The sequence below is a fragment of the Priestia sp. BR_2 genome (genome assembly GCF_041954005.1).
Lineage (GTDB): Bacteria > Bacillota > Bacilli > Paenibacillales > Paenibacillaceae > Paenibacillus_AQ > Paenibacillus_AQ lautus_A.
On record NZ_JAVFHM010000305.1, the window covers coordinates 142,945 to 159,220 of the forward strand.

Here is a 16,276-nt window from a genome sequence, read left to right on the forward strand (position 1 = left end):
TTTCTACGACGAAAGTCCACTATTCATGAATGGTTCCGGCACTCATGGACTGCTCATGATGCAGCAACCACTGCTTTCGCGATAAGCCGCCGCCATATCCGCCGAGCTCACCGCTCGTATTGATCACGCGGTGGCATGGAATGACAATCGCAAGCTGATTGGCGCCATTCGCTTGGGCAACGGCACGATACGCGGTCGGTCTTCCCATCGCCGCTGCGATTTCGCCATACGAAGATGTTTGGCCGGGGGGAATCCGCAGCAATCGGCCCCACACTTCTTGTTGAAACGGCGAACCCCGCAAGAACAAGGGCGTCTTGAATTCCGTTAACTTCCCTTCAAAATACGCTGCGAGCTCCAGCTCGATCGAACGGATCGGAGCCGTATGGCCCGGAATGATCGCCGACTTGGTTCTCTGCCGGAGACGTTCAACCTCACGCTCCAGGCCCCGGCGGTCCACGAATTCGAGCAGATACAGCGCCTCTTCATCCGCGATGGCCATCATCGGCCCGAGACGCGTGTCGATCCATGAAGCTTTTAAAATGTTATGGTGCCCCGATCGGCTAGGCGCCGCGCCCATGATGCGGGAAAATGCATCCCTAAAACCGCTGCTCGACTCGTAGCCGGTCGACAGCTGCGCATCGATGACGGCATGCCCCTCCCGGATTTGCTTCAGGGCAAGTCCCATTCGCCGTGCCCGTGCGTATTCAACGAAGGTCATCCCGAACCGTTTCTTGAACTGGCGCCTTGCCGTTGAAGCATCGACGGACAGCTTCTGGAAATCCTGGTTGGTCCACCTTTTCTCCGGATTCTCCTCAACGGCTTCTACAAGCAGCCGGACCAGGTCCGATACCTGATTGGGGTGCGATAGCGGACGGCAGCGTTTGCAAGGCCTGAAGGATGCAAGCAGCGCTTCTTGAGCCGTCTCGTAAAATTCGCAGTTTTCCATCTTCGGTTTCCGGGCCGGGCATGTCGGGCGGCAGAACACTCCTGTAGTCTTCACGCCTACATAAAACACGCCCTCGTACTCCGATTTCTTTTCCAGCAGCGCCTGGTAATACTCCTGCTGATTGGCAGCCGATATCACTTGGGTTCCTCCCCGCTCTGATGTACTTTCTAAGGGGCCATACGCTTGTTGGCCTTAATCATCATGCTCTCTTGTTCTCGTGTTTCTATTATATTTCTTTTGCCGGCATGACGTGGCCGAAAAACGTGCACGAATATTTTCGAGAGGAAAAAGCACCGACTCCGTAACCCTGATTGACCAATCATACGAAAAGCCCCTTCCGTTGACCGGAAGAGGCTTTTTTCTTTCAAGAATATGATTTTCGCTTGAAGTTTAACCTTTGATGGATCCTGCCACCATGCCCTTCATGATTTGCTCCTGCAGGATCAGGTAGGCCGCGATCGTCGGAATGACCGCGATCGCCATCGCTCCCATCGTCAGGCTGTAATCCGTGCCGAAGCCGTCCGAGAACAGGGACAAGCTGAGTGGGAGCGTCTTCAGCGCCTGCGTATTGATGAATACGAGGGCGAAGGAGAAATCATTCCAGAATCGGAGGAATGCCAGAATCGATATCGTTGCCACAATCGGCGTACAGAGCGGCAGAATCATTCGGCCGAAGATTCCCCACCAGCCGCTGCCGTCGATCATGGCCGCTTCTTCAATCTCTCTTGGAATGGATGACATGTACGCCATCGCCAGGAAGATCGCGATCGGCAGCTCAAACGCCGTATATGGCAGGATGAGTGCGCCGTACGTGTCGAGCAGGCCGATATTTTTCATCATAATGAACAGGGGCACCAGCGTACTATGGATCGGAATCAGCAGCCCCGTCGTAAACAATACCACCACCAGCTTTTTAAACCGAAACTGGAATCTGGACAGCACATACGCCGCCAGCACGCTGAGCAGGATGGTCAGCACGACGGCCGTAATCGTTACAACCGTCGAATTGATCATCGCTCGGCCCATATTTCCGAGCTCCCATGCCCGGAATAAATTCTCGGTCATCCACTCCTTCGGCAAGCCGTAAGGGTTGTTGAAGAAATCCTGGTTCGATTTAAACGCGCTCGTAAAAAGCCAGTACAAGGGATAGAGCGTAAGAATCGCATACACAATCAGCAGCAATTTTACGAATCCGGTTAACCCCTTCGTGATGACGCGTTTCCCTGAGGTGCTTCCGGTCCCGGTCGTCTGTAAATTCACATCGCTCCCTCCTTCATGTTAACTTGACTTTCTGCGCGTTGCGAAATAGTTAAGCGCGATAAGAATGGCGCTGACGACCATGATCATCGTGGAAACGGCGGAGCCGTAACCGTAACGGTATACGCTGAACGTGCTGTTGTACATATAAGTAGCAAGAAGCTCGGTCGACTGCGCCGGTCCGCCGCCTGTCATCACGATGACATGGTCAAAAGCTTTCAGGCTTCCCGAGATACAGAGCACAATGGTTACGACCACCGTGCTCCAGACCATCGGCAGCGTGATTTGCATCAGCTTGTTCCAGCCGGTGGAGCCATCGATTTGGGCCGCATCGTGGATCTCTGGCGAAATATTTTGCAGCGCTGCGATAAAGATGACCAGATAAGGGCCGATGTTTGCCCAGTTAATCGGGATCGATATCGCCAGCATGTTGACCTTCGGATCGGACAGCCAAGCACGGGTCCATGACTCCAGGCCGAGCATCTCCAGCACATAGTTGGCAATCCCGAACTGCGGGTGGTAAATGTAACCCCAGATGAGACCGACAACCACCGTGGAGAGAACCATTGGCATGAAGACGGCGGACCGGATGAACCTGGAGAAGAACGAATTCTTGAACAATACGATAGCCAGAATCAACGCGATCGGAACCTGGCCGATAATGGACGATACGACCAGAATCAGGTTGTTTCGAAGCGCCCGCCAGAAGATCGGATCCTTGAACATCTCTCTATAATTGTCAAGGCCGACGAACGTGGCGTCTCCGAACCCTTTCCAACTGAAAAATCCGTAGTAAGCTGACCAAAAAACCGGAATGATGACAAATATCAGAAACAACAGAAGCGCAGGAAGAAGAGCTATGGCTATAAATCCTTTGCTTCTCATCGCTGTAGGCATGGCAGCCTCCTCCCTCCTAATCCTTATGCAGCGGGTAATCTATTCTTATGGAGTAGCGGATCGGGCTTGCGCATCCTGTAGCTTCTGGGCCACGCCTTCGACGGCACCGCCCATCATGATTTCCTGCAGGCCGTTGTTGATGACTTCAGCCGCTTCTGCAGACAGATAAGCATCGTATACCGGCGTAATGCCTGTGGATTTCACCAGGTTAAAGGCTTTGTAGTACAAGGAAGTAACTTTCGACTCATCGATTTCGGTATCGTACATGACCATGGAGTTGCTCTCGGCAATCGCTTTTTGCGCTTCCGGTCCACTCACGGCATAAATCAGTTCGAGCGCCAATTCTTTCGCTTTCCCTTCCGTTCTGCTGCTAAGGGCTAGACCGCCGCCAGCTCCGCCGGAAATGGTGTTAGCCTCGCCTTTGCCACCAGGGATCGCAGGCAGAGTCGTCACTTCAATATCCTTCATCTGCTCTTCGGAGGAAGAAGCCGCCAAGTTGGTGAGCGTCCACGCGCCGCTGATCATCATTGCTGCATTGCCTTGGATGAAATACTGCTCGGCTTGCGTGTTGTCGATGCTGTTGGCACCTTCTTGGAATGCTTTGTTGTCGACGAGCTCTTTGAAATAGCCAAGTGCTTCGATAAACTCAGGATCGGTGAATTTCGCGCCATCCTGTGCTGCCGCTTTTTTGAACCATTCGGTGCCGGTCACGCGGTCGGCAATCGATCCGATAATGGTGGATTGCGCAACCCACGGCGCTTTGTTTCCGAGGGCGATCGGCGTAATGCCGTTATCGTTGAACGTTTTAACCGCCGCCATCATTTCTTCCCAAGTCGTCGGAACTTTTACGTTATGTTTGTCAAACAACGCTTTGTTGTAGTAGAGAATCGATGTTGCGGACATGCCCAGTGGAGCGGAGTAAATCTGGCCGTCCTCGAACTCGTATGGATCAAATGCGCCCGGCAGGAATTTGTCCTTCCAATCGGAATGGGCGTCCAACACTTCCGTGATCGGTTGAAGCAGCTTCGCTTGATGAAGCTCGGCCGACTGACTTCCCGCATAAACGAAGAACACGTCCGGCATTTCATTCGCAGCCGCAACGGTGCTCAGACGCTGACGGTAACCGTCCGGCGGAATCGCTTGCGCGTCGAGCGTAACTTCAGGATGGTCCTGAGCAAATTGATCGATAAAACTCCGGACTGATTTCGCGCGCAGGTCGTCACCGGCAAAGTTATGCCAGATGGTCAGCTTGACCTTTTCTTGATCGCCTTCGTTCCCTCCGGCCTGCTCTTTGCTTTGCCCGCCTCCGCAAGCTGCAAGAACCAGTGTCATCATCAGCAGTACAAGACCTATTTTACGTTTTGGTCTCATGGTCAATCCCCCTTTTAATATACGAAAATGATGAAGCTTCAAGATGATTAGCCCAAGTATAAAAGAGGATGTAACGCTTACATAGGGGATATAATTCAGTCCATAGAGGGACAAAATTCAGGATTCGGGATTTGTCCGATACTCCGAAGGGGTCAGTCCGGTCCACTTTTTGAACAGGCGGTTAAAATATTTGATATCCTCGTAGCCGACTTCATTCGCGATTTCACTGATTTTGGCCGGCGTTTCCCGCAGCAGGTGCATCGCTTTCCGAAGCTTCGCCTGGGTTACGAATTCGATGTAATTCTGTCCGGTCTCCTTCTTGAACATTTCGCTGAAATAGTTGGGGTTCATATGAACATGCTTGGCTACTTGTTGGAGCGACAAGCTCTGTCCCAGATGCTCATGAATGAAGGAGATCGCTCGCTGGACGGGACTTGTCGTCGACACCATATCACGGTACTCCTTCATGATGAGACCGAGCGAATCGACCAGCACCTTCTCCGGATTCTTGGTCAACTCGCGGATATCGTACGTCTCTTCCACTTTCAACGGACTGGTATAGCCGATAGACGTCGCAGCCCGTATGAGCCAGCGCTGTGCCGAAACGATCAGGGAATGCAGGTAAGCCTGAACCGAGCCGGGCGTTGCCTGGCTCTGGCTTTGGATACGCCGCAGCAGATCCGCCACCCATGCCTGCAAGTCGGCGGATTCCCCCGAACGCAGCAGGGATGACAGCTTGGTCTCTTCTTCCATCGAACATACCGTGCGGATGCCTGTACGTCCTTCGATATCTTCATAACGGATATGCCGTTCCGATTGCAGCAGCCACTCGTAGGAGCTGGCCTCTACCGCGGTAGCCAGCGCAATGTGCAGCTCCCTGGCGCTTGCGACCCGCCGGCCGCTGGCAGCCGTGATGCGGCAGGCATGCGTGGATTCCATCTTATGCAGAGCGGAATCTACCCGCCCCCAGCCATGATTCGGCTCTGCCCGCACCAACAGAAGCAGGGAGCCGTTCCATTCCAGCCACGCGCATTGCAGCACTTCGGCCAGCTCCGTGCCGATTAATCGATGCAGCTCGCTAACGTTCGATTGCTCCGCCTCTTCTGGATGCAGCGGATATACCGACAGCATCCAGATCTGCAGCACCGAACCGTTAGATTCCAAACACAGCTCCGGGTATCGCTCACACAATTCGGCCTCGGCATGCTCATCCAGCGGAGTGCCGGAAGCAAGCAGCCTTCGCAGAAAACCCCGGTTGACCACCATTTCCTGGGCCTTCCCCTTCGCTTGTGTAAGCCTGCGCTGCAGCAGCCGTTCCCTGGCTTGGACAGCAGCCTCGATAATTTCCCCGGGCCTGCTCGTCTTCAGCAGGTAATCGCTCACGCCTTCCCGCATCGCCTGCTGCGCATACGCGAATTCATCGTATCCCGAGATGACGATGATCTCGATCTCGGGATGCTGCTGCTTGACTTGATGCGCCATGTCCAATCCGCTCAGGCCTGTCATGCGTATGTCCGTAAATATGATTTCGGGCATTTCAACGGGAATACGCTGAAGGGCTTCCTCCGCCGAAGCCGCGGGCGTCAGCACCGTAAAGCCGTTATCCGCCCAATTGATCACGGTACTCAAACCGTTTCGAATGATCACTTCATCATCAACGATCATGACCTTCAATGTCGCCATCCCCTTTGCCGGATATTTCCGATTGTTGAATTTCAGGTAAATCAGGTATCGTAAACATCACCCGTGTCCCGGCACCCTCGGTGCTCTCCACTCGCAGCCCCGCATCCTTCCCGTAATGAAGGAGCAGCCGCTTATGGACGTTCCGCAGCCCGTAGCTGCCGCGCGGGGCTTGTCCCTTCTCGTACTGCAGCGGATTTTCGACCAGCTGCTCCTGGAGCCATTTCAGGCGCTCCGCCGTCATCCCGATGCCGTCATCCTCCACCACGAAGCGGATCCCTTCGGGTTCGCGGTGTCCGCGAATCGTAATCGTCCCTATCCCGTCACGGCTCAGGATGCCATGCAGCATGGAATTCTCCACCAACGGCTGCAGCAGCAGCTTCAGCATGGTGTGCTGATACAGTTCCTCTTCCACATGATCCTTAAACTCGAATTTTTCCGGATAGCGGATGGTTTGGATATTCACGTAATGGCGGACATGCATGATCTCCTGCTGTATCGTGCAGTATTCCTGCCCGTTGTTGAGGCTGAACCTCAGAAAATCGCTGAGCGACCCCACCATCTCGGCAATCTTCACATCTTGGTTCATCAGCGCCAGCCAATGGATCGATGACAGCGTATTGTAGAGGAAATGCGGATTGATCTGCACCTGCAGCGCATGCATATCCGCCTCCTTCTTCAGCGACTCGTTCAGCTTCACTTCATCGGTAAGCTTCACGATCCGGGAGCTGAGCCGGTTATAACTGATAATCAGCTGCCCGACCTCGTCGACCGTCTTGACCGGCAGCGCCGGCAGCGGCTCTTCCGGGCTTGAGTTCTTGAGGAATTTCGTTAAGACGGACAGAGGGTTCGTAATCTTCTGGATCAGGAAAAGAACCAGCGCAATGGCGAGCAGGATGGCCACCGTGACCGCAACCGCCGTCAATTTGATGAAATACTGGTTCTGGGAACGGTATTCCTGCGAGGGAATGATGCCGACGAGCTTCCAGTTCACGCTGGACATTTTCTTATAGAGAATGGTCTTCTTGCTGCTTCCCTCGCCATAGTCAATATTGCCGCTAAGCCCCTCGAACTCTCCAATCGCAGGATAATAATCCGCCAGCGTCAAATTGGTCTCCATATCCGGCGGACCGGCGATAATCCGGTTATTCTCGTCAAGAAGAAGGACGAATCCGGTCTTCTCCAGGACGGCCTGCCGGAACTGATTGGCAATGACGCCCTGATCCAGATTGATCTGCAGGTTCCCGATCGGCTTGTATTTATCCGTGCTCCGAATCGGCCTGGCCAGCGTGATGACCTTCCTGACGCCTTCAAAGGTCCACTGCCGGTGAACGAATGACCACCATTTGGGATGGTGTTCGTAATAATCGGGAACCGTTTCGGTAATATTCCGGAACTCGGAGCGTACCAAGGATTTATGCGAAATCGCATCTTTGCTGCCGAGCGGTTCAACGATGATGTTGGCGATATAATCTTTGGAAAAGGCCAGGTTCGTCAAAAAATTAATAACCGTCGTCTGCTGAACGTAGTTGCTCTGCTCGGTCTTCAGATAGGCCTGAACACCGGTATGCCCGATGAGAAACAGCGAGATATTCTCCACGTCCTTGACCATCGTATCCAGGTAAGCTTCCAGCTGGCGGAGCGTATTCATCCCCGTAATTTTGGCCTTCTCTTCGGTCAGGCTTTTGGCTATGTTAAAAGAGAAAATACCCAGAAACAGCAGCGGCACCAGCGTAGCGATAATGATAAGCAACGACAATTTATGCTTTAGCGATTTCCCAAGCCATTGCTGCATACATACACCCCGTTCAAAGCTCCCATGGTATGAGCTTGTTATATTACTTAACATTGAATGCGTTTACTTCAAAATCAATCTCCATTCTTCGCTAAAATGTGTCAGGTTTATTAACTATCTTAGAGGAATCTTAAGACTCAAGTAAATGGTAATAAAGTCCTATGAGAAGGGATGAAATCTTCTTGAAGCATATGGTATACGCCCCATTTCGGCGATCGGCTACGGAGATGAAAACGGCGTTGAAATCTATAAAGGCACAGCACAAAAAGGGCGCCGCAGCGCCCTCACATTCGGAATTCACATCATCCGACCGAAACCTCCCGCTTCTAACCCATGTTGATCGCATCCCGCCAACATGCGTTTATGTGTAGTCCTAAAGATTTATAATGAAAAACCGTTATTGCCCTCGCTCTTCCAAGCGACGATATTCCATGTCATCCACCTCAAACCGGTTCAGCTCTTCATTAAATCGGTATGTTATTCGGAGATCCCCGGCAAAACCGGCCGGGCTCGTGCTTCCTGCCGCTTCCGTAAGAAGCCGTCCTTCCGCCAAACGATGTCTGACAACGGCTCCGAAGCCAAGCTTATCAAATAGATAGCTTTTATCTTTGGAATCGTCCTTGAACTTCTGGACGCTTTCCTTTCCGTCAACCGTAACCTTAACCGTAAAGTGATCCGCTTCCTTCTCGATGCTGGATTTCACATGGCTCGATACGGCCTGCTCCAGCGATTCGATCGGGATTTCCTCCAGAGAACCGGCGTCCACTACATGCATCTCCCCCGCGTACAGACCGGTGCCCGTCCCGTCCACGTAGAACACAACAACGTCCGGCTTGCCATCGCCTGTGACATCCTGGTAATGAATGACGGGTTTACGCGTAGCCTCTCCTCCATGCCAGTCCTTAAAGACCCGCTTCCTGCCTTCTACCTCGACCACCATGCCTTCGTATCTGCCATATTTCGATGCGCTGACCGTATACAGCTTCACATTGCTGTTCTCCTCCGCCGTCAACAGGTCAACCTCCGGCGTATAAATGTAAACCATGCCATCCTTCGTATCCAAGCGGACTTCAGCATCGTACAGCTCCGTCATGAATCGGGCGGGAACCATGACGCGACCAGCCATAAGCTGCGCGGGAACGGACAGGGCGTAGGTCTTCTCTTTTCCCTCGGCAACGTCGCTTCCCATTTTCAAGGTGACTTGATCGGTGCCCGTGTTGACGGTTAGCGTCTTATTCTTGTTATTCCAGCGGAGCCCCATGGGCTTCAAGTATTCCTTGACCGTGTTCAGGGGGACCAGCACTGTGCCGTTCACGATGACGGGTTTGACATCCGGCGTCATTACATAATGATTGACGTTTAAAAATTCCAAGTCCTGCTTGTGCGCGGCTTGGGCCTGTACCGCCGTACTTAACAGCATTGCGGCCGCTATAGCGCCGCTTGCAGCCATTTTCGTCCATTTCCGGGTTATCATGTTCGCTAATCTCCTTGGCTTGTAATATTCAGTAATGCATCTATTAACTAAGACGCAAGGTGAACGCAATTGGTTCGTGCATATCCATGAAAAATGACGAAAAACGTCTCCATTTCGATTTTTTTCGATAATCATCAATAAAAATTGCCGCTTATAAACTTAAATTCATGACCATATTCCAGATGATATGTTAGAATCAGAAATGATTGTTATATTATGGAACATACTTAATTCAAGGTTAATGGCATTCATTCGGGATACCAACGATCAGTATGTCATGGATCGGGCACGAACTCACCTGTATCCGAGCTCCGAGCATAAGCGGGGAGTTAAGACATCGCCTGGTCTTAAGGATACGACAGCAGGAATCTTCGATATGATTCGTAAAACAGTACCTTGAAGGGAGGTGAGCTCCTTGAACCAGGGGATATCCTTTTTCGGCATGTTTTCCATGCTTAGCATTATCGTATACGGGCTATTCGCACTTCTCGGTTTATATGCATTGTATCTCCTCATCAAATTGATGATCCGGGCCATAACCGCGCTTGAACTCTACATCGACGAGAAGCGCAACCGACGGTTGTAAAGGCAAACTTCGGATAAACCGAGGTTGAAACCACGGAATATCCTATGGTAAAGTCTAGGCAACCAGAAATGAAAGGGTGAACCAAAGCCAATGATCTACTAATCCTGTCCCAAGCATTTGGAAAACACTTCGATTTCACGATACGAGGTTTTCGGGATAGGATTCGTGCGGCTTTTTTTATATGTGACGGGTGGATGTTTGAGACTTCTCCATGTAGAGTCCGCATCTTCTTTGTTCGTATTCGCCTCCTATTCCGAAATCTCGGAGTGGGGGGTTTTTCTATTTTATCAACACCAATTGAGAGGCTAGAGATTATCGATGACAGGAACTCATCTAAGCATCCAAGGGAGAGCCTTCCCCATTCCGGGAAAGCCGAACGCGAGATTTGAACACGCTCAATCAAATGAAGAATCCGCTTTAAGCATCCTAACAACTTCTACAAGGAGGCATGTTCGCATGCAGATCACGATACAGGAGTACAAGATAGCGAACCGGGAGTCGGGACCTTATGGCATTGCGGCAGGACGAGACGGGGCCATCTGGTTCACGGAGCAAAAAGGAAACCGGATCGGACGAATCACCAAGGGAGGGGATATGCGTACTTTCGATGTCCCGACGCCGGATGCGGGGGTCATGTCCATCCTCTCTGCCCCTAACGGGGACCTCTGGTTCACGGAGTACAAAGCGAATAAAATCGGACGGATGACAATGGAAGGGGCATTCACGGAATTCGAGCTGCCGGAAGCAGGCTCGTCTCCTTACGGCTTGACGGAGGGCCCGGATGGAGCCATATGGTTCACCGAGCTAATCGGCAATCGGATTGGCCGGATTACGCCGGCAGGCGTTATCACGGAATACGACTTGCCGCGCGCAGGCTCGTACCCTTCCTATATCACGGCCGGTCCGGACGGCGCGCTGTGGTTTACGGAAAACCAAAACAACTGCATCGGCCGGATTACGGTAGACGGGGAGATCGCCGAGTACCGGATTCCAACCGAGCAATCAGGGCCTGTCGGCATCACGGCAGGTGCCGATGGCGCCCTGTGGTTCGTTCAAATCAACGGCAATCAAATCGGACGGATCACGACGGCCGGGGAGATTACGGAATTCAAGCTCCCGTCCGGGAATGCCAGACCCCATGCCATCGCGGCGGGAGCTCGCGAAGATTTATGGTTTACGGAGTGGGGAGCCAACCGGATCGGACGAATGACATGTACCGGGGACATTACCGAGTACCCGATCCCCACCCCCTCAGCCGAGCCTCACGGCATTACCGTGGATTCCGGCGGCGAGGTATGGTTCGCCGAGGAATGCGACCAGATCGGCCGTTTCATCGTTCAATATGAGGAGTCCTGATCGAACGCTCTACGCCGAAAAGTCCGTGCAGCCTGCTGCCGGGCTTTTCCAGCGCGAAGCTGCTCCGGCTGGTTTCTTCATCTAGGGGAATATGATAGATTAAATGGATACTTAGAATTATTTCTCTTAGGAGACTGTACGATGATGAACCCAAACCTAACTTTAGATGATCTGCAGTGGCAAACGCTCATTCAGCAAACTGCCGGTTATTTCAGCGATTTGACCATTAAACGGGGATTTCAATATTATAAGCAGGGCCGTGTCCACGCAAGCGAAAAGGCGGATCCGTCCGGTGTGATCGAGGCTTCCGTGGATGGAACGGAAACCTACCGCATCAGGCTTCAGCTGCATTCCCTGAGCGACAGCGAATGCAGCTGTCCCGTTAACGAGGGCTGCAAGCATATGGTGGCCGTTCTGCTTGACTATGCCCAGCTTCAGGGCCGATCCATCCATGCTTTGGTTAATGCGCATTCGACTACGTATGCCGCATCTTCCTCGTATGACCGAAGCGATTCCGGCTTGAGCCAAGGCCATGAACGGCCGCCTGCCGGAGTTTCGAAATGGAGAGTCAAGGCCGACCATTTGCCCGAGCTGCCGATCTCCGCATGGCATGAGCTGTTCGAGGTTTGCACGGCTTCGCTGGGAGCTAATACGCAGAATTCGTTTTACGCCAAAAACGCGCTGGCTTCCCTCCATCACATTAAACCGCCGCTGCCGCCGGATATGGATCCGTTATACGAGCTCCATGCCCATCTCTTCATTCTCGAGAAGCTGGTCAAGCAGCCAGCCAGCGCTTGGAATGCCTCAGGCTCTTACATCGGCTATCATACGCAGGTGGCGGCGGATCATATCCTGGCCAGAATCGAGCGAATCCTTCATGAAGGGCTGGAGGGCAACGAGCCCGAAGAGGCATTCGGACAGCGGCTGACCGAGACGATTTCGTTTGTCCGGCGGAGCATGCTAAGCGAACCGCGGAACCGTAAATTTTACGCCCAGGTCTATATGCAGCTCTGGAGGTACTGGATTCATCCGTTGGCGAAAAAAAACGACGGCTTGATCAAGGAGGAATTGGAGCAGCTGCAGGCAGCCGAATCGGAACTCGGCAGCAGCCTTTCGCGCGCCTCATGGTATATGGCGCAGAGCTTCATGTCCTTCTATCTCGGAGAAGACGAATCGTCCTGGGACCTGATCAGGGCAGCGGACAAGGTCAGCAGCCTGCCCCCGGCTTCCGTCCTGGGCTTCTTCGACATGCTGCATTCGGGACAAGACTGGGACCGCTTGGCCCGCTGGCTCCCGGAGATCGGCCCGCTGCTTGGCAGTCACCGCAACGAGCACCTCAGCAGCTATCAATTCTACTGGGATGCCGTCATAGAGCACCTGCCCGGGGAAGCGGAACGGATGTGGAGCAGTCTTGCCGACATGCTCCCTTATTCGAAGGACATCTATCAGAATGCCTTGATCACGCACGGCAGATGGCGGGAATGGATCGACTATCAATTAAGCACAGGCCGGGAGCCGCTGGAGCTCCGGGTCAGCGAGCTCGCGCCGATTGAGAAGAACGCGCCCGAGCTGCTGCTGCCTTTTTATCATCAGGCCGTCGAGCGATACATCCTTCATAAGAACCGGGCCGGCTATAAAGCAGCCGTCAAGCTGCTCAAACGGCTGGCTAAGTTATATAAAAAGCTCAAACAGCAGGAGCGCTGGGATCTGTTCATTATTTCCCTGTCCGTACGCAACAGCCGGCTTCGCGCATTCCAGGAAGAGCTTCGGAGAGGAAAGCTGATATCATGAGCAGATACACGGAAACCATCACGGTCCATATGGCATTAAGCGAATACGGAGATGCCGTGATCTACGGCTCTACCGTCATGCGGGGTTACGTATCCGGACAATACCTGAAGCACCGTTTATTCGCTTGGCATGAAGCCTCCTTCTACGGAACGGAGCTTATCGTCCAATCCGTTCAGGATATGGAAGTCATCATCTTGCCTTCCGAGCAAGTCATACCGTTCTTTGCGGACGGCCGGCTGCTCGAACATATCGAATGGGTTTGGGACGAGGATTGCCTTCCTTTCATTGAACTTGCGCCTTCGCTGGCAGCCTGCATTCAGGATAAGCAATACGCACCCAGCTTGAGCGCCTTCAAGTCGGGCAAGCTGCAATGGATCTGGGATGCGGAGGCTTTCTCAGCCGAAGAGCAGGCCCGCCTCTCCGTCTTGAATGAAGACGAGATATGGAATGAAGGCTTGCGCGCCGCGTTCTCCGCCGCCGTTCAAGAACAGTGGTACGGCAGCGAAGAAGCCGCGGCTGACCTGCGCAGGGAGTATCCCCTGCTGTTCTCGCCGAGTCGTACCGCTGTCGAAGGGATGGATGACAAGTCCTGGCTGATCGCCATCGGATGGCGGCCGGATACCGCTCCGTTCCGGCCCCTGCTGCAATTGCTGGAGCCGGACGAAGAAGAAGCCGAGTGGCGTCTTCGGCTCGTATTGCAGGACAAGCTGGACGCAGCGGCGCTTGCAGCCGTTCGTCTGGCCGAAGACGGGCAGGCATACGGATCGTGGCCGGAGGCATGGACCGCCCATATCAAGGAGCGGTCCTCCGGCTGGCTCCAAGGTTTGCGGGCAGCCCTGCCGGCCCGGGTGCTTCACGCTCCGGCTGAAGACATGCTAGGCGCCCCGCTGTCCGACGAGGCCGCGTGGCAGTTCCTGACCGTCGACAGCCAGCGGCTGCTCCAGTCCGGCTGGCTGGTGCTGCTTCCGGCTTGGTGGGAAGCCGCCAGCAGGAAGAAGCCCAAGCTGCGGGCGAAAGTCCGCTCCGGCGAAGGCGAGAGCGCGGAACGAAGCAGCGGGGGGTCCCTGTTCGGCTTGGATTCGCTGGTCAATTTCGATTGGCGCATCGCCATCGGCGAAGCTACCCTTTCCGAAGCGGAATTCGCCGAGCTTGTTGCCCGGAACGAACGACTGGTTCGGTTCCGGGGCCAGTGGATTCCGCTGGATCCCGCTCTGGTCGCCCAAATCCGCCAGATGATGGCGGGCGTAGACCGTGAGGAAGGCCTGTCGTTTCAGGATATTCTGCACTTGCATCTGCTCGGGAACAGCGATGAGACGGAGCAGGTTCATCAGGATGCGGAAGAAACGCGGGATCCGGAACGGATCAAACTGGAAGTGGAGCTGAACGAGCATCTCGTGAAGCTCATCGGCCAACTCGGCCGGCAAAGCGAATGGCCGAGCCTCCCTGTCCCCGCCGGTCTGAAAGCCGAGCTCCGGTCGTACCAGCATGACGGCTTTGCCTGGCTTGCCTTTTTGCGGCGATACGGGCTCGGTGCATGCCTTGCCGATGACATGGGCCTTGGCAAAACCGTGCAATTTATCGCCTACCTGCTGCACGTGAAGGAGACGACGATGGCGCGGGAAGAGAGACGCCTCCCTTCCCTGCTGATCTGTCCGACCTCGGTGCTTGGCAATTGGCAGAAGGAGCTTGAACGGTTCGCTCCGTCGCTCCGGGTCATGCTGCACTATGGCGGGAAGCGCAGCAGCAGCGAGGATTTCTATCATGAGGCTTACCAAGCGGACATTATTCTTACTTCCTATGCGACGGCAACGCTCGATCAAGAGATGTTAAGAGACATGAAATGGGAAACGATCGGCATCGACGAGGCCCAGAACATCAAGAATGCCGACACCAAGCAATCCGCCGCCGTGCGAAGCTTCCCGGCAAGGCACCGCGTTGCGCTGACCGGCACACCGATTGAGAACCGGCTGTCCGAGCTGTGGTCCATCTATGACTTCATCAACCCTGGATATCTCGGCAGCCTGCGGGCATTCAATCTCCGGTTCATCCAGGCCATCGAAAAAGACAAGAACGAGCAGCGCACGGCCGATCTTCAGAAGCTGATCAAGCCCTTCATGCTCCGCCGCAAGAAAAAAGATCCGGCGATTCAGCTCGACCTGCCGGACAAGAACGAGATGAAGACCTATATCCATCTCACGGCCGAGCAAGGCGCGCTTTACGATCAGACCGTGAACAGCCTCCTGGAACGCATGCAAAAGCTCGAGGGCATCGAGCGCAAAGGCGCCATTCTGGCAGCTCTGACGCAGTTCAAGCAGCTCTGCGACCATCCGGCTTTGCTCACGAAGGAGCCGCTCCCGGAACTGCCGGGGGGAGGCGGCTTGCTTGACACCGAGGCCGTGGTCAACCGTTCGGCCAAGCTGGAGCGGCTGCTGTCCATGGTGAAGGAGCTGCGGGACGAGGGCGAACGCTGCCTCATCTTCACCCAGTATATCGGCATGGGCGAGATGATGCGGCAGGTGCTGCATCAGGAGCTGGGTGAGCCGGTGCTGTACTTGAACGGCAGCACGCCGAAGCGGACGCGCGATCGCATGATCGAGCAGTTCCAGTCCCAGACCCTGCCGCCCGAAGAGCAGCCGAATGTCATGATTCTCTCGATCAAGGCCGGCGGCGTCGGCCTGAATCTGACCGCGGCGAATCACGTGTTCCACTTTGACCGCTGGTGGAACCCCGCCGTGGAGAATCAGGCAACCGACCGGGCCTATCGGATGGGACAGACCAAGGACGTCCAAGTGTACAAATTCATCTCCATGGGAACGCTCGAAGAGCGGATCGATGAGATGCTGGAGAGCAAGCAGCAGCTAAGCGATCAGGTTATTGCAAGCAGCGAGGGCTGGATTACCGAGCTGTCTACCGATGAGCTGAAGGATTTGTTCACGCTGCGGCGCGATTGGGCGTAATCGCTGCGTCAAGGAGCGAGCTGTTAGGCGATTGTGGACAGTCGCCCCCTTGGAGCACAGTGCGGAATGCCTGTGGAACGCCTAGACGGCTTCCAGTTGTTGCTCTATAACAACATCATTGCGCGTAGCAAAAAGCCCCGTGTGCAGACACGGGGCTTTTGTTATA

General features: G+C 54.1%; 11 protein-coding genes. 4 read left to right on the forward strand and 7 right to left on the reverse strand.

What is annotated here, in order from left to right; all coding sequences use genetic code 11:
• Positions 1-19: 19 nt before the first annotated feature.
• The 7 genes from RB298_RS26295 to RB298_RS26325 all read right to left on the reverse strand — a co-directional run bounded on the left by RB298_RS26295 (position 20) and on the right by RB298_RS26325 (position 9,420).
• Positions 20-1,084: a bifunctional transcriptional activator/DNA repair enzyme AdaA gene (locus tag RB298_RS26295; protein ID WP_277747659.1), complete on the reverse strand. Its 1,065-nt coding sequence runs from the start codon at positions 1,082-1,084 to the stop codon at positions 20-22.
• Between the two features lie 252 nt (positions 1,085-1,336).
• Positions 1,337-2,206, reverse strand: coding sequence for a carbohydrate ABC transporter permease (locus tag RB298_RS26300; RefSeq protein WP_486049293.1), 870 nt, complete (start codon positions 2,204-2,206; stop codon positions 1,337-1,339).
• A gap of 18 nt (positions 2,207-2,224) precedes the next feature.
• Complete coding sequence (locus RB298_RS26305; protein ID WP_096774767.1) at positions 2,225-3,100, reverse strand: carbohydrate ABC transporter permease; 876 nt, start codon at positions 3,098-3,100, stop codon at positions 2,225-2,227.
• Between the two features lie 45 nt (positions 3,101-3,145).
• Positions 3,146-4,471 carry an extracellular solute-binding protein gene (locus RB298_RS26310; protein ID WP_009595478.1) on the reverse strand — a complete coding sequence of 442 codons (1,326 nt, stop codon included), beginning with the start codon at positions 4,469-4,471 and terminating at the stop codon, positions 3,146-3,148.
• Between the two features lie 117 nt (positions 4,472-4,588).
• Complete coding sequence (locus tag RB298_RS26315; RefSeq protein WP_255250559.1) at positions 4,589-6,136, reverse strand: response regulator transcription factor; 1,548 nt, start codon at positions 6,134-6,136, stop codon at positions 4,589-4,591.
• Complete coding sequence (locus RB298_RS26320; RefSeq protein WP_486049296.1) at positions 6,126-7,946, reverse strand: cache domain-containing sensor histidine kinase; 1,821 nt, start codon at positions 7,944-7,946, stop codon at positions 6,126-6,128. The genes RB298_RS26315 and RB298_RS26320 overlap by 11 nt, the downstream gene beginning before the upstream one ends.
• 397 nt (positions 7,947-8,343) lie before the next feature.
• Entirely contained in the window at positions 8,344-9,420 is a 1,077-nt protein-coding gene (locus RB298_RS26325) for a copper amine oxidase N-terminal domain-containing protein (protein ID WP_486049298.1), read from the reverse strand.
• A gap of 406 nt (positions 9,421-9,826) precedes the next feature.
• Here RB298_RS26325 and RB298_RS26330 point away from each other — a divergent pair, with 406 nt between their 5' ends.
• The 4 genes from RB298_RS26330 (at position 9,827) to RB298_RS26345 (ending at position 16,110) form a co-directional block, all read left to right on the forward strand.
• Entirely contained in the window at positions 9,827-10,006 is a 180-nt protein-coding gene (locus RB298_RS26330; RefSeq protein ID WP_228468805.1) for a hypothetical protein, read from the forward strand.
• Between the two features lie 456 nt (positions 10,007-10,462).
• Positions 10,463-11,362, forward strand: a complete 900-nt coding sequence (gene vgb(C), locus RB298_RS26335; protein WP_277747656.1) for a streptogramin B lyase Vgb(C) — start codon at positions 10,463-10,465, stop codon at positions 11,360-11,362.
• Positions 11,363-11,503: 141 nt separating this feature from the next.
• Positions 11,504-13,153, forward strand: a complete 1,650-nt coding sequence (locus tag RB298_RS26340; protein ID WP_486049300.1) for an SWIM zinc finger family protein — start codon at positions 11,504-11,506, stop codon at positions 13,151-13,153.
• Complete coding sequence (locus tag RB298_RS26345) at positions 13,150-16,110, forward strand: DEAD/DEAH box helicase (protein ID WP_486049302.1); 2,961 nt, start codon at positions 13,150-13,152, stop codon at positions 16,108-16,110. Before RB298_RS26340 ends, RB298_RS26345 begins: the two co-directional genes overlap by 4 nt.
• The last annotated feature ends 166 nt before the right edge of the window (positions 16,111-16,276 follow it).

What these genes read in the sequence shown, in the direction of transcription:
- RB298_RS26345 (WP_486049302.1), top strand. Translation starts at nt 13,150, where the DNA reads ATGAGCAGATACACGGAAACCATCACGGTCCATATGGCATTAAGCGAA.
- RB298_RS26320 (WP_486049296.1), bottom strand. Translation starts at nt 7,946, where the DNA reads ATGCAGCAATGGCTTGGGAAATCGCTAAAGCATAAATTGTCGTTGCTT.
- RB298_RS26325 (WP_486049298.1), bottom strand. Translation starts at nt 9,420, where the DNA reads ATGATAACCCGGAAATGGACGAAAATGGCTGCAAGCGGCGCTATAGCG.
- RB298_RS26315 (WP_255250559.1), bottom strand. Translation starts at nt 6,136, where the DNA reads ATGATCGTTGATGATGAAGTGATCATTCGAAACGGTTTGAGTACCGTG.
- RB298_RS26305 (WP_096774767.1), bottom strand. Translation starts at nt 3,100, where the DNA reads ATGCCTACAGCGATGAGAAGCAAAGGATTTATAGCCATAGCTCTTCTT.
- RB298_RS26340 (WP_486049300.1), top strand. Translation starts at nt 11,504, where the DNA reads ATGATGAACCCAAACCTAACTTTAGATGATCTGCAGTGGCAAACGCTC.
- RB298_RS26310 (WP_009595478.1), bottom strand. Translation starts at nt 4,471, where the DNA reads ATGAGACCAAAACGTAAAATAGGTCTTGTACTGCTGATGATGACACTG.